This is a genomic window from Aeromonas sp. INTO2, assembly GCF_049860605.1.
Classification (GTDB): Bacteria; Pseudomonadota; Gammaproteobacteria; order Enterobacterales; family Aeromonadaceae; genus Aeromonas; species Aeromonas caviae.
On the sequence record NZ_CP187588.1, the window covers coordinates 2,336,690 to 2,362,163 of the forward strand.

The 25,474-nt window shown below is 65.3% G+C and carries 17 protein-coding genes; 9 read left to right on the forward strand and 8 right to left on the reverse strand.

The annotated features are described in order from the left end of the window. Nucleotides 1-104: 104 nt before the first annotated feature. The 4 genes from aroA to ACPW74_RS11060 form a co-directional block, all read right to left on the reverse strand. Nucleotides 105-1,385 (reverse strand): 3-phosphoshikimate 1-carboxyvinyltransferase, encoded by a 1,281-nt coding sequence (aroA, locus tag ACPW74_RS11045; RefSeq protein ID WP_049636217.1) that lies wholly within the window; start codon nt 1,383-1,385, stop codon nt 105-107. 170 nt (nt 1,386-1,555) lie between these two features. Beyond that, nucleotides 1,556-2,644: a 3-phosphoserine/phosphohydroxythreonine transaminase gene (gene serC, locus ACPW74_RS11050; protein WP_049636218.1), complete on the reverse strand. Its 1,089-nt coding sequence runs from the start codon at nt 2,642-2,644 to the stop codon at nt 1,556-1,558. 224 nt (nt 2,645-2,868) lie between these two features. Then, the gene (locus tag ACPW74_RS11055; RefSeq protein WP_049636219.1) at nt 2,869-3,798 is read right to left on the reverse strand and encodes an electron transfer flavoprotein subunit alpha/FixB family protein; all 930 of its coding nucleotides are present in this window, start codon (nt 3,796-3,798) and stop codon (nt 2,869-2,871) included. 103 nt (nt 3,799-3,901) lie between these two features. Further along, entirely contained in the window at nt 3,902-4,651 is a 750-nt protein-coding gene (locus ACPW74_RS11060) for an electron transfer flavoprotein subunit beta/FixA family protein (RefSeq protein ID WP_049636257.1), read from the reverse strand. Between the two features lie 126 nt (nt 4,652-4,777). Here ACPW74_RS11060 and ACPW74_RS11065 point away from each other — a divergent pair, with 126 nt between their 5' ends. From ACPW74_RS11065 to ACPW74_RS11075, 3 genes are all read left to right on the forward strand, one after another. Then, complete coding sequence (locus ACPW74_RS11065; protein WP_049636220.1) at nt 4,778-6,421, forward strand: electron transfer flavoprotein-ubiquinone oxidoreductase; 1,644 nt, start codon at nt 4,778-4,780, stop codon at nt 6,419-6,421. 415 nt (nt 6,422-6,836) lie between these two features. Continuing rightward, the gene (corA, locus tag ACPW74_RS11070) at nt 6,837-7,784 is read left to right on the forward strand and encodes a magnesium/cobalt transporter CorA (protein WP_005301617.1); all 948 of its coding nucleotides are present in this window, start codon (nt 6,837-6,839) and stop codon (nt 7,782-7,784) included. 144 nt (nt 7,785-7,928) lie between these two features. Next, nucleotides 7,929-8,390 carry a DUF2919 domain-containing protein gene (locus tag ACPW74_RS11075; RefSeq protein ID WP_049636221.1) on the forward strand — a complete coding sequence of 154 codons (462 nt, stop codon included), beginning with the start codon at nt 7,929-7,931 and terminating at the stop codon, nt 8,388-8,390. 9 nt (nt 8,391-8,399) lie between these two features. On the opposite strand, the gene ACPW74_RS11080 is transcribed toward ACPW74_RS11075, so the two are convergent. After that, nucleotides 8,400-9,149, reverse strand: a complete 750-nt coding sequence (locus ACPW74_RS11080) for a hypothetical protein (protein WP_049636222.1) — start codon at nt 9,147-9,149, stop codon at nt 8,400-8,402. Nucleotides 9,150-9,364: 215 nt separating this feature from the next. Here ACPW74_RS11080 and ACPW74_RS11085 point away from each other — a divergent pair, with 215 nt between their 5' ends. The 5 genes from ACPW74_RS11085 (at nt 9,365) to ACPW74_RS11105 (ending at nt 15,628) form a co-directional block, all read left to right on the forward strand. Then, on the forward strand, nt 9,365-10,600 hold the full coding sequence (locus tag ACPW74_RS11085) for an MFS transporter (RefSeq protein ID WP_049636223.1): 1,236 nt from the start codon (nt 9,365-9,367) through the stop codon (nt 10,598-10,600). Between the two features lie 60 nt (nt 10,601-10,660). Next, nucleotides 10,661-12,634 carry a siderophore amonabactin TonB-dependent receptor gene (locus ACPW74_RS11090; RefSeq protein ID WP_042017256.1) on the forward strand — a complete coding sequence of 658 codons (1,974 nt, stop codon included), beginning with the start codon at nt 10,661-10,663 and terminating at the stop codon, nt 12,632-12,634. A gap of 77 nt (nt 12,635-12,711) precedes the next feature. Further along, nucleotides 12,712-13,728 carry an amonabactin ABC transporter permease subunit 2 gene (locus tag ACPW74_RS11095; protein WP_010674444.1) on the forward strand — a complete coding sequence of 339 codons (1,017 nt, stop codon included), beginning with the start codon at nt 12,712-12,714 and terminating at the stop codon, nt 13,726-13,728. A gap of 12 nt (nt 13,729-13,740) precedes the next feature. Further along, nucleotides 13,741-14,790 carry an amonabactin ABC transporter permease subunit 1 gene (locus ACPW74_RS11100; RefSeq protein ID WP_049636225.1) on the forward strand — a complete coding sequence of 350 codons (1,050 nt, stop codon included), beginning with the start codon at nt 13,741-13,743 and terminating at the stop codon, nt 14,788-14,790. A 43-nt stretch (nt 14,791-14,833) separates the two neighbouring features. Next, a complete protein-coding gene (locus ACPW74_RS11105; protein WP_049636226.1) occupies nt 14,834-15,628 on the forward strand; it encodes an amonabactin ABC transporter ATP-binding protein in 795 nt (264 codons plus the stop codon). Between the two features lie 90 nt (nt 15,629-15,718). On the opposite strand, the gene ACPW74_RS11110 is transcribed toward ACPW74_RS11105, so the two are convergent. Next, complete coding sequence (locus ACPW74_RS11110; RefSeq protein ID WP_049636227.1) at nt 15,719-16,450, reverse strand: 4'-phosphopantetheinyl transferase family protein; 732 nt, start codon at nt 16,448-16,450, stop codon at nt 15,719-15,721. 185 nt (nt 16,451-16,635) lie between these two features. On the opposite strand from ACPW74_RS11110, the gene ACPW74_RS11115 reads away from it, so the two are divergent. Continuing rightward, nucleotides 16,636-17,574, forward strand: a complete 939-nt coding sequence (locus tag ACPW74_RS11115; protein ID WP_042017262.1) for an ABC transporter substrate-binding protein — start codon at nt 16,636-16,638, stop codon at nt 17,572-17,574. An 84-nt stretch (nt 17,575-17,658) separates the two neighbouring features. On the opposite strand, the gene amoH is transcribed toward ACPW74_RS11115, so the two are convergent. Together amoH and amoG are read right to left on the reverse strand one after the other, a co-directional pair. Then, nucleotides 17,659-19,203: an amonabactin biosynthesis glycine adenylation protein AmoH gene (amoH, locus tag ACPW74_RS11120; protein WP_049636228.1), complete on the reverse strand. Its 1,545-nt coding sequence runs from the start codon at nt 19,201-19,203 to the stop codon at nt 17,659-17,661. Next, a complete protein-coding gene (gene amoG / locus ACPW74_RS11125; RefSeq protein WP_049636229.1) occupies nt 19,200-25,466 on the reverse strand; it encodes an amonabactin biosynthesis non-ribosomal peptide synthetase AmoG in 6,267 nt (2,088 codons plus the stop codon). Before amoG ends, amoH begins: the two co-directional genes overlap by 4 nt. Between the last annotated feature and the right edge of the window lie 8 nt (nt 25,467-25,474).

Sequence of the window (25,474 nt, forward strand, 5' to 3'; positions counted from 1 at the left end):
GAATTTTATTATCGCACCTTGCAAGTTTGCATAATGCTGCTAAGAGGCATGAAAAAAGCGGATAGCAGAGATGAAAAGGCCCGCACGAAGCGGGCCGAAAGGGCTCAGGCCTGACTGACGCTGGCCAGCTTGTCGAAGTAGTCCGGGAAGGTCTTGGAGGTGCAACCCGGATCATTGATGGTGACCGGCGTATCGGAGAGCGCCACCAGGGAGAAGCACATGGCGATGCGGTGATCGTTGTAGGTGTCGATGGCCGCGTGTTTGAGCTGTGCGGGCGGGATCACGGTGATGAAGTCGTGCCCCTCCTCCACTTCCACGCCCAGCTTGCGCAGCTCGGTCGCCATGGCGTGCAGGCGGTCGGTCTCCTTCACCCGCCAGTTGTAGATGTTGCGGATGGTGGTGGTGCCCTCGGCAAACAGCGCCGTGGTGGCGATGGTCATGGCCGCATCCGGGATGTGGTTCATGTCCATGTCGATGCCGTGCAACGGCCCCTGCTCGGCCTCGATGAAGTCATCGCCCCAGGTGATGCGGGCCCCCATCTTCTCCAGTACGTCGGCGAAGTGGATGTCTCCCTGGATGCTGTGCTTGCCGATGCCGGTAACCCGCACCTTGCCCTTGATGGCGCCCGCCGCGAGGAAGTAGGAGGCGCTGGAGGCATCCCCTTCCACCAGGAAGTCGCCTGGGCTGACATAGGTCTGGTTGCCCTTGATGTAGAACACCTTGTAGTCGTCGTGCTCGATGACCACCCCGAACTGCTTCATGATGTGCAGGGTGATGTCGATGTAGGGCTTGGAGACCAGCTCCCCCTTGATGTGGATGCGGGTGTCGCCAGCCGCCATGGGGGCCGCCATCAAAAACGCCGTCAGGAACTGGCTGGAGACGGAGCCGTCGATGTGGACATCGCCACCCCAGAGCCCCTTGGCATCCACCACCAGAGGCGGATAGCCATCTTTCTTCAGGTACTGGATGTGGGCACCCGCTTCGCGCAGGGCATCCACCAGGTGGCCGATGGGGCGCTCTTCCATGCGCGGCTCGCCGCCCAGGGTGTACTCGCCGGAGCCCAGGCACAGGGCGGCGCACAGGGGGCGCATGGCAGTACCGGCATTGCCGAGGAACAGGTTGACCGGTGCCGAGACCGCGAAGCTGCGACCCAGACCGTGCACGGTGCACTCGGTCTTGTCGGCGGAGAGCTTGTACTTGACGCCGAGCTGGGTCAGCGCCGCCAGCATGTGGCGGATGTCATCGCTGTCGAGCAGGTTGGTCAGCCGGGTGGTGCCCCGGGCCAGGGCCGCCAGCAGCAGAGCCCGGTTAGAGACACTCTTGGAGCCGGGCAGATTGACCACCCCGGCCACGCTAGAAATGGGTTCCAAACGCAACGAATTCATAGACTTCCTGTTCGATCTCAATTAAATCACCTGACCGGACGTTAACAGCCCGCGTCCCCCGCGGCAAGTTCGACAGTGGCACGACCGCGGGAGAGGGCGGCCTGGGTCAGGATGGGTCTGAAAAACAGACGCCGGGGAGTCCCCGGCGTCTGGCAATGGGGAGACACGCCTCAACCGTGGCGTTTGGCAAAGTCATCCATAAAGCTGACCAGGGCCTTGACCCCTTCCAGGGGCATGGCGTTGTAGAGGCTGGCGCGCATGCCACCGACGATGCGGTGTCCCTTGAGGGCCAGCAGACCGGCCGCTTCCGACTCCGCCAGGAACAGCTTGTCCAGAGCCTCGTTTTTCAGCTGGAAGGGCACGTTCATGCGGGAGCGGCAGGCCACATCCACCTTGTTGCCATAGAAGCTCGACTGATCGAGGTAGCCGTAGAGGAAGTCGGCCTTCTCCTTGTTGCGTGCTTCCATCGCCGCCAGGCCACCCTGCTCCTTGAGCCACTCGAACACCAGACCGGCCAGATACCAGGCGTAGGTGGGGGGCGTGTTGAACATGGAGTCGTTCTTGGCGGTGAGCTGGTAGTCGAAGATGGACGGCACATCGGCGCGGGCCTGGTTCAGCAGGTCATCGCGCACGATGGCGATGGCCAGACCAGAGGGGCCGATGTTCTTCTGGGCACCGGCGTAGAGGATGCCGAAGCGGCTCACGTCGAGGGGACGGGAGAGGATGGTGGAGGAGAGATCCGCCACCAGGGGCACATCGCCGGTGGCCGGGATGTCGAACATCTCGATGCCATCGATGGTTTCGTTCGGGCAGTAGTGCACATAGGCGGCATCGGCGCGAAACGCCGGCGTCGGCAGCAGGTGGGAGACTCCCAGCTCATTCTTGGCCACCCCCTGGAAGGTCTGGATGTCACCGTATTTCTGAGCTTCATCCACGGCGCTCTGGGCCCAGACGCCGGTCACCAGGTAATCTGCCTTCTTGTTGGCGCCACCCAGCAGGTTCATAGGCACGGCGGAGAACTGGCCGCGGCCACCGCCGTGCATGAAGAGCACCTTGTAGTTGTCCGGCACCGCCAGCAGGTCGCGCAGGTCCGCTTCGGCCTTCTCGGCGACCGCCATATAGGGCTTGCCGCGATGGGAAAGCTCCATGACCGAGGCTCCCAGCCCCTGGAAATTACAAAATTCGCGCTGGGCGCGCTCCATGACTTCAACCGGCAACATGGCGGGGCCGGCGCAGAAGTTGTAAATCTGTTTGCTCATGACGCTTTCCGTGAATGGATGTGTGTGATCGGTGACTCGAACGTTTTTACACGACAGTCCCCCGTGGGGGCAAAGGCTTTTTGGGATCCAGCGCAACCTTTTGCCCCGGCGCCACCGGGCACCCATCAGACAAAAGCCCTGAACGGGCCAGGGCTTGCAGAGAATATGCATGGAAACGGGGGCGAGACAGCACGGACGGCTTTGTTCGCCCCTTTGTGGCAAATTTACAGCTTGGCGGTGAGCTCCGGCAGCAGGGTGAAGAGATCCCCCACCAGACCGTAGTCCGCCACCTGGAAGATGGGGGCCTCCGCGTCCTTGTTGATGGCGACGATCACCTTGGACTCCTTCATCCCCGCCAGATGCTGGATGGCGCCCGAGATGCCCACCGCGATGTAGAGCTCGGGAGCCACCACCTTGCCGGTCTGCCCCACCTGCAGGTCGTTGGAGACATAACCGGCATCCACGGCGGCCCGCGATGCCCCGACGGCAGCCCCCAGCTTGTCCGCCAGGGCGTCGATGAGGGCAAAGTGCTCTTTCGAGCCGAGTGCCCGCCCGCCGGAGACCACCACCCGGGCCGCCCCGAGCTCGGGTCTGGCGGAGCGCACCGCACGCCGCTCGATGAGCCGGGTACGGCAGCGCACCTCGGCCACCGGCAGCGATTCCATCACGGCACGCTCCTCCCCGGACCCGGCCTTGGCGAACGCGGTGGGCCGCACGGTGAGCACCTTGACGGGGGCGCTGCTTACCACCCGGGCGATGGCGTTGCCCGCATAGATGGGACGCAGGAAAGTGTCGGGCCCCTCGATGCCGGTCACCTCGGCGATCATCTCCACCCCGAGCCTGGCTGCCACCCGCGGCAGCAGATCCTTGCCCTGGCTGCTGGCCGCCATCAGGCAGTGCTGGTAGTCCCTGGCCACCTCGGCGAGCAGTCTGTCTACCCCGTCGTTGAGCCCCTCCGCCAGCATGGGATGTTCCGCCAGCAGCACCCGGTTTACCCCCGTGAGGGCGGCGGCCTGCTCCCCCGCCTCCGTCAGCCCCTGCCCCAGCAGCAAGAGATGCACCTCGCCCCCCAGGCGCCCCGCTGCCGTGACCAGCTGGGCCAGGTTGTCGGCGATCCGCCCCTGATGATGTTCCGCAATCACAAGTACGCTCATGGCAGCACCTTCATGTCATCCATTGATCCCTTGCTCCCCGGGGCCGTTGCCCCATGCATGGCGCTCACGCCTGCGGGAGGCATCCCTCTCATGCCCCTGCCCATCAGAGCACCCGGGCTTCGTGCTTGAGCTTGTCCAGCAGCTCGTCCACCGAGCCCACCCTGATGCCGGCGCTGCGCACCGGCGGCGCCATCACTCCGAGCTGCCGTGTCTGGTCGGCCGGCACCACCCCGAGGGCGGCGAACGGCTGGCTCTCCAGCGGCTTGCGCTTGGCCTTCATGATGTTGGGGAGGGAGGCGAAACGCGGCTCGTTGAGGCGCAAGTCCACGGTCACCACGGCGGGCAGCGCCATGCCGAGGGTCTCGAGACCACCGTCAATCTCGCGGGTCACCTGCAATTCCCCCTCCATCAGCCTGATGGCGGAAGCGAAGGTGGCAAGCGGCCAGTCATTGAGGGCGGCGAGCATCTGCCCCACCTGGTTGTTGTCGGAATCGATGGACTGTTTGCCGAGCAACACCAGGTCGGGCTGCTCCTGCCCGCACACCGTTTGCAGGGCCCGGGCCACGGTGAGCGGAGTCAGGGTCTCGTCGGTAACATAGTGCAGCGCCCGATCCGCCCCCAGCGCCAGGGCATGTCGCAACTGCTCGGCCGCAGCCTCGGGGCCGAAGGTCACCACCACCAGCTCGGATGCCACGCCGGCTTCCCGCAGCCTGACCCCCTCCTCCACCGCGATTTCACAAAACGGGTTGATGCCCATCTTCACATTGGCGAGCTCCACATCGGAGCCATCCCCCTTGACCCGGATCCTGACGTTGTAATCAACGACCCGTTTAACTGCGACCAGCAGCTTCATGGCGGTCATCCCTCATACCTGTTGTGTGGGTCCACCTTGTCGTCACTCACTTTTCTGCTGACAAAGTGGTTTACGTTTACGTAAACTACCAGCATTACCCTAGGCCAAGTCGAGCGCAGAGGCAAGATGGAACGCGAAGCAATGGAATTTGATGTCGTCATCGTCGGTGGCGGCCCGGCAGGCCTGAGCGCCGCCATCGCATTGAAGCAGCAGGCCCCGGCCCTCTCGGTCTGCCTGTTGGAGAAGGGGGCCGAGATTGGTGCCCACGTCATCTCCGGCGCCCTGCTCGATCCCTTCGCCCTCAGGGAGCTGCTGCCAGAGAGCTGGCAGGAGGCCCCCCTCGGCGTGCCGGTGACGGATGATCAGGTCCATCTGCTGCAAAGCGACAGCCGCTCCCTGCAACTGCCCCACTGGGCGGTGCCACCCCGCATGCACAACGACGGCAGCCACATCATCAGCCTCGGCACCCTCTGCCGCTGGCTCGGCAAGCAGGCCGAGGCCCTCGGAGTCGAGATCTACCCGGGCTTTGCGGCGAGCACCCTCATCGTGGAGGAGGGCCGGGTGCGCGGGGTGGTGACCGGCGATCTTGGCCTCGACAAGGAGGGCAACCCCAAGCCGGATCACGTGCCCGGCATGGCCCTGTATGGCCGCTATACCCTGTTTGCCGAAGGGGCGCGCGGCCACCTCGGCAAACAGCTGATCGCCCGATTCCATCTGGAAAATACCGCCCAGCCGCAGCATTACGCCATCGGCTTCAAGGAGGTGTGGCAGGTGCCTGCGGGACAATCCCATCCTGGGCGGGTGCTCCATGGCAGCGGCTGGCCCCTTGGTGAGGGAAAGGGCAACAAGAGTCAGGGGGGCTTTTATCTCTATCATCTGGCCCAGGATCAGGTGGCAGTCGGCCTTATCGTCGATCTCAACTACCAGAATCCCTGGCTCAGCCCCTTCGACGAATTCCAGCGTCTCAAGCACCACCCCCTCATCGCGGCAACGTTGCAGGGGGGCGAGCGCATCAGCTACGGCGCACGGGCCATCACCAAGGGGGGCTGGCACTCATTGCCGCGCATGCACTTTCCGGGCGGCCTGCTCATCGGCTGTGATGCGGGCACCCTGGACTTCTCCCGCATCAAGGGGATCCACACCGCCATGAAGTCAGGCATGGTGGCCGCCGCGACGGTCGCCATGGCACTGCGAGGAGGGGATGAAGGGGGACGGGATCTGGCCGAGTTTCAGGACGCGCTGCTGCAAAGCTGGCTGACCCGGGAACTGAAGAGGGCCCGCAACGTTGGGGCCGCACTGCACCGCTTCGGCCCCTGGCTCGGCGGCGCCTTCAACTGGCTGGAGCAGCGACTCTTTGCCTTGACCTCTCCTTTTACTCTGCTGGACAAGGAGCCGGATTACCGCCAGCTGCGCCTGGCCAGCCGTTGCCAGCCCATCGACTACCCCAAACCCGACGGCAAGCTCAGCTTCGACAAGCTCTCCTCCGTCTATCTGGCCAGCACCAGCCACGACGAGGATCAACCCTGTCACCTGACCCTTCAGGACGCGCGCATTCCGGTCGAGGTCAACCTGCCCACCTGGGCCGAACCCGCCCAGCGCTACTGCCCGGCGGGGGTGTTCGAGATCCTTGATGGGGATACCCGGCCCAGGCTGCAGATCAACGCTGCCAACTGCATCCACTGCAAAACCTGCGACATCAAGGATCCCAGCCAGAATATCGTCTGGACGCCGCCCCAGGGCGGCTCGGGCCCCAACTATCCCAATATGTAACAGGCTTGCCCACGCAAACCAGAGCAGATAACAAGGAGACGCAGCCCCGGAACACCGCACGGAGACCGTTTCCTGCGCTTGGCCGGGGGCTGTCGCAGGGCGACCAGCAACCCGTCATTCCCGCCGGTGAGCCCGGGCACTCCTCCACTCCAGGGCGAACAAAGGAGGCGACGTCGGGATCGCCCGTTTCGAGGTCGCCACGGCTGATCCGACCTCGCCGCTTTTTTGAGCGAACAGGCTGAACCCCCGATGAATAGGCCCTGACAAGCGGGTCCCGCCCCTGTATAGTTCGCCGCATTCAGGTTGTCCATCGGCCTCGTTATGCTATTTCATGGGATCGCTTTCCGTGCGATCTAAGGCCGCATGAACCTGTGCAACCATCCCTGATTACCCATGACTTCTTAAGGGGGGACAGATGATCACCGCCTACATTCTCAACAACAAGGTGCTGGACATAGTCACGCTCGGGCCGGATGACATCGTTCCCGACAACACCGTCTGGCTGGATGCCTACAAGCCGGACACAGCGGAGCGAGAATGGTTGACGGGCCTGTTCCTGGAGGAGGTGCCGGACAAGGAGGAGCTCGATGACATCGAGGCATCCGCCCGCTTCTACTGGGACACCGACGGTCTGCACATCCACTCCCTGTTTCCCCAGCGCATCGGCCGCGACACCAAGGGTGTGCACGTCTCTTTTACCCTGCGCAACAACCTGCTGATCAGCATTCGCGAGGATGACATCGGCCTGGTGCGTCTGCTGCGCCACTACATGCGCCAGGACAGGCTGGAGGTCGAAGACGCCCTCGACATCCTGCTGGAGGTGCAGAACCTCAAGGTGGAGTACCTCTCAGACCTGATCGAGGATGGGTACAAGACCCTGGAGAACACCGCCGATCAGATCTTCGAGCCGGACCAGATCAACCCCATGCTCAAGGAGCTGATGGCCCAGGAAGAGGCCAACGGCCAGATCCGTCTCTCCCTGCACGATACCCGCCGCGCCCTGCGCTTCCTCAAACGCAGTCTGCGCCAGCGCATGACGGGGGAGCAGAACAAGTGGATCGACGAGATGCTGCACGACGTGGAATCCCTGCTGCCCCATACCCAGTTCCTGTTCGACAAGATCAACTTCCAGCTGGAGGCCTCCATGGGGGTGACCAATCTGGAGCAGAACAAGGTGATCAAGATCTTCTCGGTAGCCGCGGTCATCTTCCTGCCGCCGACGCTCATCGCCAGCATCTACGGCATGAACTTCGGCCGCATGCCGGAGCTCGCCTGGGAGTATGGCTATCCCCTCTCCCTGGTGCTGATGGTGATGTCATCGCTGGGCACCGGTCTCTTCTTCAAGCGAAAAGGCTGGCTGTGACGCCGGAACCCGGCAACTAAAGACTGCGGATTGGGGGGCCTGGCCCCCCGATTAATTCCCGGCCGTTGCCGGCCTTGCAATGGCCTGCCCTGTGCCCCATATCCCCTTCATCACTCGCACTGCATGAATGGATACCGGGCCACCATGACCCTCTACCCCGAACACCGTTACGACGATCACGGCCAGTTGCGCCCCCCGCTCTGGTTCTGGCCCATCGCCCTCTTGCTGACCCGCTCGGTCTGGCTGTTTCTGATGGCGGGGGTCACCCGGGAGAGTGGCAGCGCCATCCTGACCCTCTTCTACCCGGACAAGCTCACCCTCTATGTCAGCCTGCTGACGGACGTGCCCGCCATGCTGGCGCTGCTCGCCTGCGGCGGCACCCATCGCCAGACCCACAGTGCCAGAGCCTGGCTCAGACGCCACAGCCGCGCCCTGCTGCTTTGCTCCACCGCGAGCGGCCTGGTGATGCAACTGCACAGCCTCAATCTGCAGCAGTGGTCGTTCAACTGGCCCACCGCCCTGGTGCTCATCGCCAGCCTCTGGGCGCTCTGGTATCTGCTGAGAAGCCGCCAGTTGCGGGATTACGCTATGGATCAACCCCACTGACAGGCTGGTTCACTGGCGCGTGACCCGGATCTTCAGGGTCTGGCGCTCGCTGCCGCTGGCCCCGCCCATGCCTGATGGATTGGCGATCGCGGCCTCCCGGCTGCCTTGGGTTGTGGAAAGCTCCCCCACCGTCAGCCACTGGCCCGGGGCGCCGCTCACCTCGGTGGCACTCTGGCCGGTGTGTATGTTGCCCCGCTCCACTCTTGCCTGTTCACTGCTGAGGGCCACCTGCACCCTGTCCCCTATCAGGGTCGCGGTGGCGTAGAGACCGTTCATCAGCGGCATCATGCCCACCACCCTTCCCCCCTGCCACTGGTAAAAGGTGACTGGCTGATAGGACCCCATCTGCAACAACACGGGCCGCCCGGAGAGGCCACGCACCTGCCAGTTGTCACTCTGGCTGCGTTCATAGTGCCGGGCATCTCCCTCCAGCAGCCACTGCCGTTTGGCATCCAGGCCCAGCCCCACTCCGGCCTGCTGACGGCTGGAGGCGCCATCCACCCGCCACTCGATGAGCAGGCTTTGGGGCGGCTGGTTCACTTGCGCCAGGGTACGCTCGGCCTCCTGCAACTGGGCGGGGGGTCCGCTCAGTACCAGCTGGTTGCCCATGGCGCTCACCCCGAGATCCGGGTAGATCTCCTTGAGCGTCTGCACCGCGGCATCCGCCTCGAATACCGGTATGACCTTCACTTCGGCCCTCAGAGGCAATGCCAGCAACAGGCAGCACCCCAGCCCCCAATACCCTGATCCAGCGCGCATCTTCTCCTCCCGGCGTTCACCGCCACCCTCTCGCTTCCTGCCATCATGGTCCATGGCGCCCCGATTGCAACGGGCCTGGTATGCAACCCCATACAGAGGCACCTGATAAGGACTCGTTAAGATACCAATCAATACAAATAAAAATGGTTATCATTTGTTGTCACAACAAAAACCCTCGGATACAATTCGGACTCATTTTTTCGAGTCAGCCTCTGATGAAACCAGAATCCGTCGCATCCACCCCTGCCGCCATCCACCTGGCGCTGCTCATCAACATGCTCTCCATGGGCTGCATGATGATGGTGATGCCCCTAGGCCCGGAACTGGTAACCCGCCTGGGGATGCTGCCGGAGCAGACAGGTTACTTCAGCGGCGGCGCCACCCTGGGCGCCGCTCTGCTGGGCCTCCTGGCCGCCCCCTGGCTCGATCGGGTCAACCGCAAACCCGCTCTGCTGGTACTGCTGGTCCTGCGCTTCCTGCTCTTGATGGCTTGCGCCCTGGCCGAGGATAGCCAGACACTGCTGCTGCTTTTCATCCTGTCCGGCTGCGTGGCCGGCCCCCTGGGGGCCATCCTGATGGCGGCGGTGCTGGATCTGGTACCGCCCACCGAGCGGGGCCGCCGCCTCGCCTACGTGGGTATGGCGTTTTCCCTGGCCGCCATTCTGATCGTGCCCGCGGCCCTCGTGCTGGCCCAGTGGTCTGGCTGGCAGAGCCCCTTCCTCTTGTTTGGTGCAGGCGGCCTGCTGCTGGCCCTGCTGTGTGCCATCTGGCTGCCATCCCTGCCGGTCAACCGGGCCCCGGCAGGCCAGGGGATGCGCCAGTTGCTGGGGTCACCGCTCTGCCAGGGAGCGCTCTTCATCCTCTGCCTGCAGATGTTCGGCCACTTCCTGCTCATTCCGCACTTTGCCAACTACTTCCAGTTCAACCTGGGTTTCCCGCGCGAGCAGATCGCCAGCCTCTATCTGTGCGGCGGCCTTGCCAGCATGACCACCATGCGCCTGTGCGGCGGCTGGATCGATCAGGGCCGCGCCCAGGGCGCCATCCTGCTCACCAGCCTGGCCCTGGCCCTGATCACCCTGGTGGGCTTTGCCTTGCCGGCAGGCCTGCCTCTCTATCTGCTGTTCACCCTCTTCATGGCCCTGAGCTCCGCCCGTGCCAGTACCACCCTCGCGGTCACGGCGGCCATTCCGGCCCCCCATCAGCGCGCCGCCTTCATGTCTTTCCAGGGCTCGGTCACCAATGTGGCCGCGGGCCTCGGCAGCCTGTTCTCCGCCAGATATCTGGTCTCCGACGAGGGGGGCGCCCTGCACGGCTTCCCCACCCTGGCCTGGATCAACATTGCGTGCACCCTGGTGGCCTGCGCCGGTGTCTGGTTCCTCATCCGGAGCCTGAAGAGCACAAGAGATAACAATAATCCTGCCTCTGGCACCGCCAGACAAGGAAGTCAGTGAGCACCGGATCAGAAGAATCCGGACCCCATAACCTCAGTTATATCCATGGAGTTTTTGACAATGCAGTTGCAGCACGGCCTCTTTAAACTGAACCCCATTCTGCTCTCCCTTGGTCTGCTGGCCGTACCGGGCCTGGCCCAGGCCGAGTCCGTCAAGGCCAACGAGACGGTGGTGGTCACCGCCACCCAGACCAAGCACACCGAGCTGACCGCCCCGGCCAGCGTCTCCGTGGTCACCCGCGCCGATCTGGACAAGATGAACGTCAACAACATCGGCGATGCCCTCAAGCACGTGCCCGGTGTCAACATCATCGGCACCAACCCCACGGGTCGCAACGAGATCAAGATCCGCGGCATGGGCGGTGACTACACCCTGCTGCTGGTCAACGGCAAGCGGGTCAACGCCCGCGAAACCCTGGGCAGCTCCTTTGGCAACGACTTCGACTTAAGCTCCATCCCCATGGCCGCCATCGAGCGCATCGAAGTGATCCGCGGTCCCGTCTCCTCCCTGTACGGGGCCGATGCCCTCGGCGGCGTGGTCAACGTGATCCTGCGCCAGGCCAAGGAGAACACCGAAGCGGCCGTCGGCTACACCCACACCATGCCCACCAAGGGGGATGGCGGGGATGCCAACCAGGGTAGCGCCTTCGTCTCCGGCGCCCTGATCGACAACAAGCTGCTGGGCAGCGTGGTGGTGGAAGGCTATCAGCGGGATCGCTGGAAGAGCGATCAGTCCAACAACCCGGATGCCGACGCCCTGGAGAAACGGGAAGTGGTCAACGTGCTCTCCAGCCTGAAGTGGCTGGTGGCCGACAACCAGGACATCGACTTCGATCTGGGTTACAACCAGAACGACATGGACAGCTACTTCAACAACGTGCCCCGAGCCCCGACCGCACCGGCCACTCCCCACAACGTGCAGAAACTCGATCGCCTGAGCCTGGGGCTGACCCACAACGGCCGTTGGGAACACTTCGACAGCCGCGCTCGTTACTACTTCGAGCAGACCGATCTGATGGATGACTCCCAGCTCAACGGTGGCGCCGCCGACATCACCCAGACCAACAACACGGTGGATGGCCAGTTGAGCGGCTACCTCGGGGATCACCTGCTGACCTCAGGTGCAGAGTTCCGCAAGACCGAGCTGGAGCACAGCCGCAGCATCCAGAACGGCAGCGTGGATGCGAGCCAGAGCGCCCTCTACCTGCAAGACGAGTTCGGCTTTGGGGATCTGGCCCTGACGCTCTCCGGCCGTCTGGATCACCACGAGACCTATGGCAACGAGTTCAGCCCCCGTGCCTACGCCCTCTACTCCCTGAGTGACGAGTGGGTGATCAAGGGCGGCGCCGGCAAGGCGTTCAAGGCCCCGACCCTGGCCCAGTCCAGCGAAGGATTCGCCACCACCGCCTGCCGCGGCGCCTGCAAGGTGATAGGCAACCCGGATCTGAAGCCGGAAACCTCCGTCAGCTACGAGCTTGGCACCGCCTACAACGCCGATCGCTTCGGTGCAGGCGTGACCGGCTTCCACAACGAGATCGAGGATCTGATCCAGAGCGATCAGTGGGGCCCGGGCTACCGTCCGACCGTCATGACCTACCTCAACGTCAAGAAGGCCCGCATCAAGGGGCTGGAGCTGACCGGCTGGTTCGACGTGCTGGACAACGTGCAGCTGACCGGCAACCTGACCCTGCTGGACTCCGAAGACAAGAGCACGGGTGACGATCTGGCCAAGACCCCGGATCACACCGGCAACATCGGCCTGGACTGGAAGGCGAGCGACGTGGTCAGCGCCAACCTGGCCTGGCAGTATGTCGGCAGCCAGGTGATCAAGGTGCCGGCCCGCAACGCCCAGGCATTCACCTCCAAGCACTACCAGACCCTGGACGTGAACACCAAGTGGACCGTCACGCCGGCCCTGGACTTCAAGCTCGGCATCACCAACCTCACCAACACCCAGCGTGACGAGGTGGCGACCGACGCCGACTTCATCCTGGAAGGTCGCACCGTCTACGCAGGGGTCGATTACAAGCTGTAATCCATCCTGTATGCGGGAGCCCCGGTCGCGGGGCTCCTTTTTGCGTTTCTGCCTCCCCGAATTCAAGGAGTCATTGAGTGCTCAGATACCAAGCTCGGCTGTTCTGGCTCGGCGTGCTGCTCCTCTTCCTGCTGATTTGTCTGTCACTGGCCACCGGGGCCGGTGTCTATGGTGGCCGCGAGGTCGCCGGTTTCCTGATGGGCGATCCCGCCTTCGTGGCCGATGAAAAGCTCGCCATGATAGTCCATACCCTGCGCCTGCCCCGTACCCTGGCAGCCCTGGTGGTGGGGGCGTCACTCTCCCTGGCGGCCTCCATGCTGCAAAGTGCCACCCGCAACCCTCTGGCCGAACCCGGCCTGCTCGGGGTCAATGCCGGCGCCGTCTTTGCTCTGGTGATCGGCCTCACCTGGTTTGGCGTCGAATCCGCCTACGGGTATCTGCTCTGGTCCGGCATGGGGGCCCTGCTCGGCAACCTCATCGTGCTGGGCCTCGGCCTCATGGTGGGGCGCTCCAACCCCCTCAAGCTCATCCTGGTAGGAGTCGCCCTCTCCGCCACCTTCGGCGGTCTTTCCAACTTCCTGCTGCTCTCCAACCGGGTGGTGCTGGAGCAGTTCCGCTTCTGGAACTTAGGGTCCCTTGCCGCCTCCAGTCTGGAAGCGGTACTCACCGTAGTCCCCTTTGCCCTGGCCGCCCTGCTGCTGACCCTGGCGCTCTGTCGCCCTCTCACCCTGATGCAGATGGGGGATCACCAGTCCAGGGCCCTCGGCATCCGCCCCACCCGGGTGCGGATCGGCGTGCTCTTGGCCGCAACGCTCTTCACCGCCTGCGCCATCGCCATCGCCGGTCCCATCGGCTTTGTCGGCTTCCTCGCCGCCTACTGCGCCCGCCTGGTGGAGCCGGTTCGCCTCGCCATCCAGGTGCGCTTCTCCGCCCTGTTCGGGGTGCTCTTTCTGCTCGGTGCCGATGTGCTGGCCCGCTGGCTTATCCAGCCCTACGAGCTGCCCAACGGCGTCATTCTGGCGCTCATCGGGGCGCCCGTGCTCATCCTGGTGGTGCGCAGCGGCGGCTTCCGCTCCCTGCTGGCCGTCAAATAAGGTGTCACGCCCATGAAGAACTCTCTCTCACTCCCGAGCGGCACCCTCTGCCTTCGCCTTGGCAGCCACACCCTGTTGCTGCACCGCCGCGCCTGGCTCATCACCCTGGGGCTCCTGGTCGCCCTCACCCTGCTCTCCCTGCTGGCTCTCACCCTGGGGTCCGGCAAGATCACCATGATGGGGGTGATCCAGACCCTGCTCGGGGAGGGAAGCCGACTCGATCAGGTGACCGTCTTCAAGATCCGCCTGCCGCGCCTGTTGGCGGTGCTGGTGGCCGGCGCCGCCATGGGACTCTCGGGCTGCCTGGTGCAGACCCTGGTGCGAAACCGTCTCGCCACCCCGGACATGATCGGGGTCAACGAGGGGGCATCCCTTGCCATCATCATCTTCTCTCTCTATCTGACCCTGGGTACCTGGCCCTGGTGGGCCGCCCCCTTCGGCGCCCTGTTTGCCGCCGCCGTGCTCTATGCCCTGTGCAACAAGCCGGGGGAACAGGGCTACCTGTTCGTGGTGATCGGCATCGGGGTCTCGGAGCTGATGAACGCCCTCGGCCAGTTCGTCATGTCCACCCAGTCCCTGGCGCACCTCACCAGCCTCTATCTGTGGAACATGGGCAACTTCGTCGGTCAGGGCTATGGCACCCTGCTGCCGGTAAGCCTGCTGCTCCTGCTCATCTGTCCCTGGACCGTCTGTCTCTCCCGCTCCCTCGGCGTGCTGCGCCTGGGACCGGTCACCGCCCGTACTCTCGGGGTCAACGTGAACCGGGTCCAGCTCGGGGTGCTGGCCCAGGCCATCATCGTCGCAGCTCTTGGCACCGCCATCGGCGGCCCCGTGGTTTTCATCGCCATGGCGGCACCCATCCTTGCCTCCTGGCTCAGCCGGGATCGCAACGTGCCGCTCTGGATTGCCGCCCTGTGCGGCGCCCTGATGCTGCTCGCAAGCGACACCCTGGTGCGGGTGCTGGCCAGCCCCCACGAAGTGGCTACCGGCATCATGACCCGCATTCTCGGCGGCCTGCTGCTGCTCTTCATCCTGCTCAAAGATCGCCAGAAGGCCGACTGACCATGGCATTCATCCATTTTCAATACAGACCGAGGGCCGCCCGATGACGCTCACCGTGAACCGACTCCAGTTCGGCTACCCGCAAAAGACCATCTTCAAGGAGATCTCCTTCTCCCTCCCCAGGGGCAAGCTGGTGGGGATCGTCGGCCCCAACGGCGGTGGCAAATCCACGCTGCTCAAGCTCCTTGCGGGACAGGAGCAACCCCGGTCCGGGGAGATCCTGCTCAAGGAGAAGCCACTCGGTGCCTATGGTGCCAAAGCCCTGGCTCGGGAACTCGCCTATCTGCCACAACGTCCCCTGGTCCCCCCCGGTATCCTGGTGGAGCAGCTGGTGCAATATGGCCGCCATCCCCATCAGGGCTGGTTCAATCAGTGGAGCGAGGAAGATGCCCGCATGGTGGACTGGGCCCGGGAGCGGATGCAGCTCGATACCATCTGGCACCAGAGCGCCAGTTCGCTGTCCGGCGGTCAGGCCCAGCGGGTGTGGCTCGCCATGGTGCTGGCCCAGGATGCGGACATCATCTTGCTGGACGAGCCCACCAGCGCGCTGGACATCGGCCACCAGACCGAGGTGATGGAGGCCATCCATCGGGTCGCCGCCGAGGGCAAGACGGTGCTTATCGTCATCCACGATCTCGCCACCGCCGCCCGCTACTGCGACGAGCTGATTGCCCTGGGGGATGGCGCCATCCAGGCCATGGGCCCGGCCCGGGAGGTGGTGACCAAGCCCCTCATCGATCGCCTCTACCAGACCGATGTGGACATACTGCACGCCCCCGGCGACGGGGCCCCTGTCATCGTGCCCCGCCGACGCGCTGACCATGGCGTATCGGCCTGAGCCATACCCTGTGCCAGAGAAAGAAACCGCCTGATGGCGGTTTCTTTCTCTGGGCTTTGCGTTGGCGTTATCCGGGCGCTGGCATCGTGCTCACAGCAGCAAGACGGTGAGCACGCCCCCCGGCAGGGCTTGCCAGTGCAGGGTGGCGCGCCAGCCGGCGGGCAGGGTCGGCGTCAGCGGGCATTTGAGCTCCAGGGTGAGAGTCTGCGCCGTCATGGCGAGCCAGCGGGCATCGAGAAAGTCAAAGTAGCGCCCCACCCGGGGATAGAGCCCCTTGAAGAGGCTCTCCTTGGCGGAAAACACCAGGGTCAGTCCCTCTGCCAGGCTCAGCTGGGCGTCGTGAACCCCCGCCTCCAGCCGTCCCCACTCCTCCCCATCCATGATGCCGGGCCAGAGCTGCGCCCCTTGGTCGCCATCGAGCCAGGCCTCCAGATCCAGCCCGATTCCCTCCTGGCCCGGACGCACCGCACACAGGGCCACCCCCTCTCCCGCCAGCCGGCTGTGGCTGATGCTCCCCTCCACCCCTTCAGGCCAGAGTGGCTCCCGGGCCGCGCCGATGGCCACGCTGCATCCTGCAAGACCGAAGGGACGCAGGGCCTCACGGGCTGCGAGACGCCCTGCCAGAAACTCCCCGAGGCGCCTGGGGGCAGCCCCCTGCAATGAAGCAGGCAGGATGATGCCCTGCGCCCCAAAGCACTCCGGCGAGAAGGCGGCGGGATCAAAACAGACCCGATGAAGAGGCAGCGTCTCAAGACCCGGCAGGTACAAGGTATCGGATTGACGGACAAAAGGTCCATCGAGTGAGGGACAACGAGGCAACATGCAAGGCTCCTGACAGGGGCCTGCGATGGTACCAAAGCAAGCCGATGTCATGCCACAAATACAAATGACAACGCTTCTCACTTGCTTTGTGGTAGCATGTCCCCGCCCATTCGGGGCTGGCCGGGCGGCTCTCAGGCACTTTCCACAGACTCCGGCCCACCGATTTCACCCATAAGGATGTCACCATGAAGATCTTCTCCCCGCTGGCCACCTTGCTCATGCTGGCCAGCCTGACGGGCTTCCAGGCCCAGGCGGGCAGCCGCCAGGTCATCGATGCCAACGGCCAGCCCCAGAGCGTCCCCGATGCGCCCCGGCGGGTTGTCGTGTTGAGCGAACTCGATCTCGACAGCGCCCTGACTCTGGGGGTGCAGCCGGTGGGCACCGTCAATGGGCGCGGCCAGTCCACCCTGCCCCGCTATCTGCTGGACAAGGCGGGCAAGGAGATCGCCGTGGTCGGGGATCTGGACAACCCCAATCTGGAGACCCTCATCGATCTGGAGCCGGACCTCATCCTCACCGGCCAGACCAAGCCCGAGCTCCTCGCCCTGCTCAAGGAGATCGCCCCCACCGTCGTCACCGGCAACTGGGGCGAGCCCTGGAAAACCGTGTTCGGCCGCAGTGCCGACGCGATGAACCGGGGGGCCGAGGCCAAGGCGTTCCTCACCCGGTATGAGGCTCGCCTGGCAGAGGCCCGCAGCAAGCTCGCCCAGCATCAGGGGGAACAGATGAGCATAGTGCGCTGGAACCCCAAGGGGCCGAGCTACATGCACGGCGGCACCTTTGCCAGCAGCGTGGTCACCGAGATGGGGCTCACCCGCCCCTCCCACCAGATTGGCGACAAGAGCCCCCACTCCCCGGCCCTGAGCCTCGAATCCCTCAACCTGCTGGACGGTGACTGGCTGGTGATCGGCACCCTCAGCACCAGCGGGGATGCGGTGGATGCCATGAAGCAGGCCGAGCAGACCCCGGCCTTCCAGCAACTCGGCGCCATCAAGGGCAAGCGCTTCGGCGCCGTCGACGGGTCGCTGTGGACCTCCACCGGCGGCCCCCAGGCGGCCCTCAAGGTGATCGACGACGTCGAGCGCCTGCTGACCAAACCGGATGCCGCCCCCATCGCTCACTAAGCCCCCTCGGTTGACGGCCAACAAGAAGCCCGCATGATGCGGGCTTCTTTTTTATCCATCGCTCTTACCGTCCGGCAAGGCCGCCTACTCGGGCAATGGCAGCGCCTTTCTGTCGAGCTTGCCGCTGCCAGTCTTGGGCAGGGCATCCAGCAGGATGAGCCGTGTCGGCACCATGTAGTGCGGGAGCGTCGCCTGCAGCCCCTTGCGCAGGGCGAGGCGATTGAGGGTCACCCCGCTTTTCGCCTCCACATAGCCCACCAGCATGGCCTCGTCCCCCTCGCCCACCAGACGCACCGCCGCCTCCTGCACCCCGGCTTGACGGCGCAGCCCCGCCTCCACCTCGCCGAGCTCGATGCGAAAGCCCCGCAGCTTGACCTGATCGTCGCGCCGTCCCAGATAGAGGAAGCGGTCCGCCCCAAGGAGGCGCACCCGATCGCCGGTGCGATAGAGGCGATGGGTGGCAAGGCGCAGGAAGGCGGCGCTGGTCAAGGCCGGCTTGCGCCAGTACCCCTCGCACAGGGCCGGGCTCTCGATGCAGAGCTCGCCGCACTCCCCCTCTGCCACCGGCTGCCCCGCTTCGTCCAGCACCCAGTGCCGATAGCCGGGCAGGCTGTGGCTGATGGTGATCTGGCCATCAGTCGGTGGCCAGCGCACCTCGCTCACCAGGGACCAGACGGTGGCCTCGGTCGGCCCATAGCAGTTCCACAGTCGCCGGGTGCGGGCACAGAGCTGCTCGGCCAACCCTGAGTCCAGCGCCTCGCCGCCGCACAGGGCGGTGAGGGTATTGCGCCCCTGCCAGCCGGCCTTGAGCAGCATGCGCCAACAGGCCGGGGTGGCCTGCAGCCAGTTGATGGAGGGGTCTGCCTCGAGCAAGGCCAGCATCCCCAGGGGGTCCTTGTTGTGCTCGCCGCCGGCCACCGTCAGCCGGCCACCACCCCAGAGCGGCCCCAGCATCTCCAGCAGGGAGATGTCGAAGGCCGGGGTGGTGATAAAGAGCCAGTGGCAGCTCGGTGATAGCCCGAGCCGCTCGCGGATCCCGTCGAGGAAGCAGAGCAGGGCCCGCCGGCTGATGACCACCCCCTTGGGCTCGCCGGTGGAGCCCGAGGTGAACATCATGTAGGCAGCCAGGGCATCATCCACCTGGGGCCAGGAGACGGGCCCTGCCGCTGCCGGCCCATCGAGGGTGCGCAGCGGACAGCCGAAGGCGGGAGCCGGTCTGTCGCCGTCGCAGATCACCGCCGACAGGCGCGCCTGGCGGGCGATCCCCTGTAGCCGCTCCACCGGAAAATCCGGTTCAAGGGGCACGAAGGTGAGGCCAAGGCGCAGGCAGGCCAGCAGGCTGGCCACCAGATCGGGGCCGCGGGAGAGATAGAGACCAACCCGCTCCCCCACTGCCAGCCCCTGCAATCGGGCGGCAATCTCGCCGACCCTGACATTGAGCGCGCCGTAGCTGAGCCACTGCTCACCTGATCCGCCCTCACTGATGCCAGCCACGCCCATGCGGATGGCGGGGGCCAGCGGGGTGGCGGCCAGACAGGCCGCCAGTCGCGCCCCCAGGTTGGCCGCCCCCTCACGGGGGGCAGGCCGGGTTTGCACGAGCGGAGCCTTATGCTTGATGGTCACCGTCATAGCGCAGCCTCCGTTTGGCTTACCAGCCAGTGCCGATAGAGCCGGCTGGGGGATGGATGGGCCTTGAGCGTCTGCAGGGTAAGTGGCGCCCGATCCTGGCCAAACGCCTCGTTGAGGGCCGCCAGCAGGGCGAGCTGCTGCACCGAATCCACCCCGAGTTCACACAGGGTCTGCAGCCAGATCCCGGGCACGCCGCACTGGCGCTCCCACAGGGCCACCAGCACGCGGGCCTCGGCCGGCGGCTGAGCCAGGCTGGGCTCCACCCTGGTGGCGACCACCAGCGGCATCACCGGGGACTGTACCGCCGCCACGCTGGCCGGTTGGCTCAGATCCGTCTGCGCCAGCCAGTCGAGCTCGGCCAGCCAGTCAGCCAGCACCGCCTCGGCCCGGGCCTCGGGGATCTGCTCGCCATCGAACTCGAGGCGCAGCTGGAGCGTCTCGCCCCGGCTGCTGACCACGAGCGACAGAGGAAGCTCCACCTTCTCCACCACGGTGCCAAAGCGCGGCACCAGTTGGTGGGGTTCGGGGGCGGCAGGGGTTGCCGGCATGGGGTAGTTCTCGAACACGAACAGACTCTGGAACAGGCGCGCCCGTCCTTTGGTCAGTGCCGCCAGCGACTGGGTGCCGTGCTCATTGAGTGCCATCAGGTCGGTCTGCAACCGGGCGATATGCTCGGCCAGGGTCAACTCGGTGTGCCACGGCAGCGCCAACGGCAGGCTGTTGATGTAGAGCCCGACGCTTGCGGTGATCCCCTCGATGGGGTAATCCCGGCCCGGGGTCACGTTGCCCACCAGGGTGACGGCATCGCCAGAGCGGCGTGCCAGCAGACGGTGCCAGGCATATTGGGCCAACAGGCCCGCGGTCACGCCAAGGTCGCGGGCACGATGGGCGAGCAAGGTCGCCACCTCGGTCGGCAGCACCGTGGCGCACACCGCCGGTCGCTGCTGGGTATGGCGCCCGCTTGAGCCCGCGTCCAGCGTCACCCCGAACAGGCAGGCGAGATCGTTAGGCGTTGCCAAGAGCTCGCCACGCCCCTGCCAGTAGGCCTCGGCGCTGCGGGTTTGGCTGGCGATATGGCGGCCAAATTCGAACCAGGCGGTATCCGGCTCGCCCTGCGGCAACAGGCCGTTCATCAGAGACTGATAGTCGCGATGCAAGGAACCCAGCAACACGGGGCCGCTCCAGCCATCCAGCACGCCGTGATGGGCGCTGAAGATCACCTTGTGGTGATCGGGGGCCAATTTGAAACAGGCAAGGCGCAGCAGGGGGGCCTGCTCCAGCGGGATCGGGCGGGCCAGATCCTGCTCGCGGTATGCCTGGACCCGAGCCTCTGCATTTCCCACCTCGGACAAGTCCTCATAGTGGAATGGCAACTCGGCGTGCTTGAGAATGCGCTGCAGCGCCACCCCGTCCGCCAGTACCAGTTCGCTGCGAAGGGCCGGCCAGCGGGCAATCTGCCCCTGCCAGGCCTGACGGTAGACCGCCACGTCCAGCGGCTGGTGATAGTCCATCTCGGTCTGCAGGTGATAGGCGTGATCCCGGGGCAGCAGCGCCCTGTGATGGAACATGCTCTGCTGCAGCGAGGTCATGGGCAGCAGGGTCTCCACCTCGCGCCCGCTCAGCACCCCATTGAGCGCAGCTTGCGAGAGGCCAAGCCCCGGGAAGTCGCTCGGGGTATGGCGCGGAGCCTTCACCGTGCAGCAGTGCTCCACCAGCGCCGTCAGGTTGTCCGCCAGCCGCGCCATCAGGGCGTCGCTCCCTTGCTGGTTGAGGGCGCCCACCTGGCGCAGGGTGAGGCGGCCATCAAACACGCCCCCGTGCAGACTGACCAGCTCGCGCGGCAGGTTGTCAAGGGACGTGGGTGCCCCCGGCGCCAGCGGCAGGGGCTGCCAGGGTTGAGCGGCCTCGCCCTGATGACTGACCCCCAGGTAGTTGAAGACGATCAGGGCTTCGGGCAGTGCCCAGCCTCGTGGGTGGTGCAGTCGCAGGGCGTTGAAGCCCACCCCCTTGTCCGGCACGGCGCGCAGCTGCTCCTTGGTGGCGCAGACCAGCGCATCCCACTCCTTGGCATCCACCAGCGCCAGCGGGTAGGTGCTGGTGAACCAGCCCAGGGTACGGCTCACGTCGAGTTCAGCATCGATGGCCTCACGGCCGTGCCCTTCCAGCATCACGCAGTGACGGCTGCCGTAACCCTGCTCGCTCAGGGTACGGGTCAGGGCCGCCAGCAACAGGTCGGGCACCCGGGTGAAGTAGGCCTGGTTGGCGGCGTCGATGAGCCGAGCCGTGGTCTCCTGACTCAGTTGCAGCAGGCTGGCGGCGGCGCGGCCATCGACGGAACGCGCCGCTTCCAGCAGGTGACCCTGGCTGCCTTCCCCCTGCGCCAGCCAGAAGCCAAGCTGCTTCTCTTCCCGTTTGGCGTAGGCCGCCAGCCCCTCACCCCACTGGCGATAGCTGCTGCCCTTGGCGGGCAGCGGCTCGCCCCTGCTCACCCGTGCCAGATCCTCGGCCAGGATGCGCCAGGAGACCGCATCGATGACCAGGTGGTGGAAGGCAAGGAAGAGCCCCTCCACCGTCTCGCGCTCACCCTCCCGATCCCCCTCCAAGGAGAGATTGCGCAGGCGGGCCCAGGCCAGGGTGTGGCCGCTGGTGGGGTCGAAATCCCCCTGCAGCTCGGTCAGGCGGGCCTGCAGTTCGACCTCATCGAGATTGCCGGCATCCAGGGTCGGCAGCGGCGGCAATGGCAGTTCGGCCAGGTAGCGCTGGCCGGTCGGGGTCACCGCCAGGCGCAGGGCATCGTGGTGCTGGCGCAGGGCATTCAGCCAGCCGCGCAGGGCCTCATCGTCCACCCCGGCCGGCAGGCGCAGGATCACCCCCTGGTTCCAGTGACCGGGCTTGGCAAAGCCCTGCTCGAAGAACCAGTGCTGAATGGGGTGGAGCGGAAACTCGCCGGTCAGGCTGCCCTGCTCGCTCCTGTGGCTGACCGCCTGCTGCTGGCCGAGCTGGCGGCAGAGGCGGCGCACCGTCTTGGCTTCGAACACGTCCTTCACGCTGCAGTGCAGCCCCGCATCCCGCAACCGGGTGGTGAGCTGGATGCTGAGGATAGAGTCACCGCCTAAGCGAAAGAAGTCATCCTCCACCCCGAGCGGTTGCTTGAGCACCCCTTGCCAGATGGCAAGCACGGTCTGCTCCAGTTCGTTTTGCGGCTCGCCCTTGCTCTGCTGCCAGACGATGGCGGGCAGGCGGCGCAAGTCCAGCTTGCCGTTGGGGGTGAGCGGCATCTCGGGCAGCCAGCAGAGGCGCGCCGGCACCATGTATTCAGGCAGGCGCTCGCCGGCCCGCTGCAGCAGGGCATCGCCGTCGGGCTCCCTTGCCCCGGCCTGCAAACAGGCGTAAGCGAGCAGGCGCCCCTCCTGCACCACCACCTTGATCTGGCGGATGGCCGGGCACAATTCGGCAAGCCGGGTCTCTATCTCACCCGGCTCGATGCGATAGCCGCGCAGCTTGATCTGCTCGTCTATCCGGCCCAGATACTGGATGTTGCCGTCGCGGCGCAGCAGGGCCCGATCGCCGGTGCGATAGAGGCGATGGGTACGTTCCGCCAGCGCCAGCTCGATAAAGGCCTCCTGGGTACGCTCCGGCAGATTGAGGTAGCCGCGGGCCAGCCCCAGCCCTGCCAGGCAGAGCTCGCCGGGGACCCCCACCGGGCAGGGGTTGCCCGCCTCGTCCAGGATCAACGCCTTCAGGTGGTTGACCGGTCGACCTATGGTGATGGGTGCCCCCGGGGTGAGACGCGCGCAGAGCGCGGTGACGGTACACTCGGTCGGGCCGTACATGTTGAACAGCGCCACCCGCTCCCCCCAGCGCTCCACCAGGCTGCTCGGGCACGCCTCGCCGCCAAAACCGATGGTCTTGAGGGAACCGAGATCCATCGGTGGCAGCAGGTTCGCGAGCAAGGCGGTCGGCAAAATCATATGGCTGGCGCCGCAAGCGATCGCGGCACCGATCACCCCCTCGCCCGGCTCGCCGAAGTGCAGGGCCGCGCCGCAGTAGAGCGGCAGTAAGCTGGTCATGTTGCCCGCATCGAACGAGAGGGACATGCAGTTGAACATGGCCCCATCCTGATCAAGGGCGATGCGTTCGCCGTGATCCGCCATCAGGTTGACCAGGCTGCCCTGCTCCACCATGACCCCCTTGGGCAGGCCGGTGCTGCCGGAGGTGTAGATGATCTGGGCCAGCATGGCGGCGTCCCGGGGCAGTGCAGGCGTGCTGGCTGGCATCTTGTCCAGCGCCAGCCCGTGCAGATCGTGATACGCGGCAGTCGTGCCCGCCAGCGCCTCGCCAAGTCGCGGGTCCGGCACGCCCCCCAGCACCAGGCTGATGGATGCATCAGTGAGGATATGGGCCAGCCGCTCGGCGGGATAGGCAGGGTCGAGGGGCACATAGGCCGCCCCCGCCTTCCAGCAGGCGAGCAGGGCGATAACGAAGGCCACATCGCGTCTGGCCTGGATGCCGATGGCGGCGCCCGGGGTAACGCCCTGAGCCAGCAGCCAGTGAGCCAACCGATTGGCACGCACCTCCAGCTCGCCATAGGTCAACGATTGCGCGCCGTCGCTCACCGCCAGCGCGTCCGGCAACTGAATCGCGCGCCGCTCGATATGACAGAGCAGGGTGTCGCGGCTCGGGTAGTCAGGCGGCAAGTCGGAAAGCTCGGCGGCCAGGGCGGCCTGGTCGGTGCCCGCCTCCAGCGGCAGTTGCCAGATGTCGGTCTCGGGGGCCGCCACCACGGCGCGCATCAGGTGCAGCAGGCGATCGGCGTAGGCCTGGATGGTATCTCGCTCGAACAGGGCGGTGGCGAACAGCCAGTCCACCCGGACGGAGTCCATCAGCTCGGTCACCTTGACCGAGATGTCGGTCTTGGCCGGCAACACAGGCGAGGTCTCCTCCACCAGCTGGCAACCGGGGATGAGATCGTTGAAGTCCACCTTGGCCTGATAGACCAGCATGATCTGGAAGATGGGGTTGATGGCGGTGGTGCGATCGGCGCCGATGGCCTCGGCCAGCGCCTCGAAACGGTATAGCTGGTGATCGAAGGCCGCCAGATCCTCCTCCCGGCACTGCTGCAGATAATCGACAAAGCTGGGGCGCCCCTCAAGCCGGGTGCGCAACACCAGGGTATTGACGAAAAAGCCCACCAGGGACTCGATCTCGTGGCGCTCGCGATAGGCGAGCGGGGTACCGATCACCACCTCCTTCTCGCCGCTCTGGCGCACCATCAGCAAGGCAAACAGGGCGTGCAGACCGATGAAGTTGGAGGTGCTGTGCCGTTGGCACAGGCGCTTGAAGCTCTCCCACAGGTCGCTCTCGATGGTGGAGAAGACCAGCTCGCCGCCGCTGTCCTGATGGGCCGGGCGCGGCTTGTCGAGCGGCAGACCGTGCACCTCGGGGCTGCCACCGAGCCGATCGACCCAGAACGGCTTGAACTCGGCGTGATAATCGAGAAAACGCGGTGAGTTGAACCAGCGGGCATAGTCGATGTAGGTGAGCGGCAGCTCGCTCACCTGCAGGGGCTCGCGGTTCTGATGGGCAAGAAAGGCACGCTTGAGATCCGCGAACATGTTCTTGACCGACCAGCCGTCGGAAATGATGTGGTGCTGGGTGATCAGCAGTACGTGCTCGCGGCTGCCCAGCCGAATAAGATGCACTCGGCTGAGATCCCCCTGGGTCAGGGAGAAGGGACGTCCAATCTCCTCGCGCACCCGGCGAGCCACATAGGCCTCGCGCTCGGCAATGGCCTCTGCGCTCACGTCCTCAATGTGCAGCTTGAAGGGAACATGGGGCAGGATCTCCTGCGCCCCCCTGCCCGCCTCGTCCTTGATGAAGCGGGTGCGCATGCTGGGGTGGCGGGCAAACAGGTGGTCGAAGGCAAACTCCAGCGCCGCCGTGTCCAGCTCTCCCTTGACGCGAAAATAGACCGGCATGTTGTAGAGGTGGGAGGCCTCCTCGTACTGCTCGATAAACCAGAGCCCGCTCTGGGACGAGGAGAGCGGCCCCTGCCGGGCGCCCTCGGCGGCGATAGGTTCTTCGAAGGCGGCGCGGGCCGCCAGGCAGCGCACCAGCTCATCCTTGTGGGCCTTGATGGTGGCGCCGATGGACGGCGTCACCGCCTCCTTGCTCGACTGGGAGATAAGCTGGCCTTTCTCGTTCAGAGCGAGCTTGACCCCCTGCCGTTCCAGCTGTTTCAACAGCAAAATCATATTGTTCATCTGTTTCT